The sequence below is a fragment of the Shigella sp. SIG6 genome (genome assembly GCF_053555815.1).
Genome location: NZ_JBQZXC010000235.1, coordinates 1 through 2,371 on the forward strand (window position 1 = coordinate 1; position 2,371 = coordinate 2,371).

2 pseudogenes are annotated in these 2,371 nt (G+C 55.3%); both read left to right on the top strand.

Annotated features, from left to right (window positions below):
* Positions 1-2,185 (top strand): annotated as a pseudogene (gene torA / locus ACUU1M_RS19805) (trimethylamine-N-oxide reductase TorA); the annotation flags it as partial.
* Positions 2,182-2,371, top strand: a pseudogene (gene torD, locus ACUU1M_RS19810) (molecular chaperone TorD); the annotation flags it as partial. The pseudogenes torA and torD, both read left to right, overlap by 4 nt.

The window sequence follows — 2,371 nt, forward strand, 5'->3', positions numbered from 1 at the left end:
GAACTGGATAAATATCCGTCGAAAATGATCGCCGGATTGCCGGATCACGTACACAACGCGGCACGTATTCGTTATCCGATGGTACGCGTGGACTGGCTGCGTAAGCGCCATCTGAGCGACACCTCCCAGCGCGGTGATAACCGTTTTGTGCGCGTGAGCTGGGATGAAGCCCTCGACATGTTCTATGAAGAACTGGAACGCGTACAGAAAACTCACGGGCCGAGTGCCTTGCTGACCGCCAGTGGTTGGCAATCGACGGGGATGTTCCATAACGCTTCGGGGATGCTGGCGAAAGCTATTGCCTTGCATGGTAATAGCGTTGGTACGGGCGGAGATTACTCTACCGGTGCTGCGCAGGTGATCCTGCCGCGCGTAGTCGGTTCAATGGAAGTGTATGAACAGCAAACCTCCTGGCCGCCGGTGAAGTTGAGGTCATCAGCATCGATCCGGTTGTCACATCCACCCATGAGTCTCTGGGGCGCGAGCATGTGAAGCACATTGCGGTTAACCCGCAAACTGACGTGCCGCTGCAACTGGCGCTGGCACATACGCTGTACAGTGAAAACCTGTACGACAAAACTTCCTCGCTAACTACTGTGTGGGTTTTGAGCAGTTCCTGCCGTATCTGCTGGGTGAGAAAGACGGTCAGCCGAAAGATGCCGCATGGGCTGAAAAACTGACCGGCATTGATGCCGAAACCATTCGTGGGCTGGCGCGGCAGATGGCGGCGAACAGAACGCAAATTATTGCTGGCTGGTGCGTGCAGCATATGCAGCACGGTGAACAGTGGGCGTGGATGATTGTGGTTCTGGCGGCGATGCTGGGGCAAATTGGCCTGCCAGGTGGTGGTTTTGGTTTTGGCTGGCACTACAACGGCGCAGGCACGCCGGGGCGTAAAGGCGTTATTCTGAGTGGTTTCTCCGGCTCTACGTCGATTCCGCCTGTTCACGACAACAGTGACTACAAAGGCTACAGCAGCACTATTCCGATTGCCCGTTTTATCGATGCGATCCTCGAACCGGGGAAAGTGATCAACTGGAACGGTAAATCGGTAAAACTGCCGCCGCTGAAAATGTGTATTTTTGCCGGAACTAACCCATTCCATCGCCATCAGCAGATCAACCGCATTATTGAAGGCTGGCGCAAGCTGGAAACGGTTATCGCCATAGATAACCAGTGGACCTCAACCTGCCGCTTTGCCGATATCGTGCTGCCTGCGACCACGCAGTTTGAGCGTAACGATCTCGACCAGTACGGCAACCACTCCAACCGTGGCATTATCGCCATGAAACAGGTGGTGCCGCCGCAGTTCGAGGCGCGCAACGACTTTGATATTTTCCGCGAGCTGTGCCGTCGCTTTAATCGTGAAGAAGCCTTTACCGAAGGGCTGGACGAAATGGGCTGGCTGAAACGCATCTGGCAGGAAGGTGTACAACAAGGCAAAGGACGCGGCGTTCATCTGCCAGCGTTTGATGACTTCTGGAATAACAAAGAGTACGTCGAGTTTGACCATCCGCAGATGTTTGTTCGCCACCAGGCATTCCGCGAAGATCCGGATCTCGAACCGCTGGGCACGCCGAGTGGCCTGATTGAGATCTACTCGAAAACCATCGCCGATATGAACTACGACGATTGTCAGGGGCATCCGATGTGGTTTGAGAAAATCGAACGCTCCCACGGTGGGCCCGGCTCGCAGAAGTATCCGTTGCATCTGCAATCTGTGCATCCGGATTTCCGACTTCACTCGCAGCTATGTGAGTCGGAAACGCTGCGTCAGCAATATACGGTAGCGGGTAAAGAGCCAGTGTTCATTAACCCGCAGGATGCCAGCGCGCGCGGTATTCGTAACGGTGATGTGGTACGCGTCTTTAACGCTCGCGGTCAGGTGTTGGCAGGAGCAGTAGTTTCTGACCGCTATGCACCCGGCGTGGCGCGAATTCACGAAGGGGCATGGTACGATCCAGATAAAGGCGGCGAGCCTGGTGCGCTGTGCAAATACGGTAACCCCAACGTGCTGACCATCGACATCGGTACTTCGCAGCTGGCGCAGGCGACCAGTGCGCACACTACGCTGGTGGAAATTGAGAAGTACAATGGAACAGTGGAGCAGGTGACGGCGTTTAACGGCCCCGTGGAGATGGTGGCGCAGTGCGAATATGTTCCCGCGTCGCAGGTGAAATCATGACCACGCTGACAGCACAACAGATTGCCTGTGTTTACGCCTGGCTGGCGCAGTTGTTCTCCCGTGAACTGGACGATGAACAACTGACGCAAATCGCCAGTGCGCAGATGGCTGAATGGTTTTCGTTGCTGAAAAGCGAACCGCCGCTCACTGCGGCGGTGAATGATCTGGAAAACAGTATTGCCACGC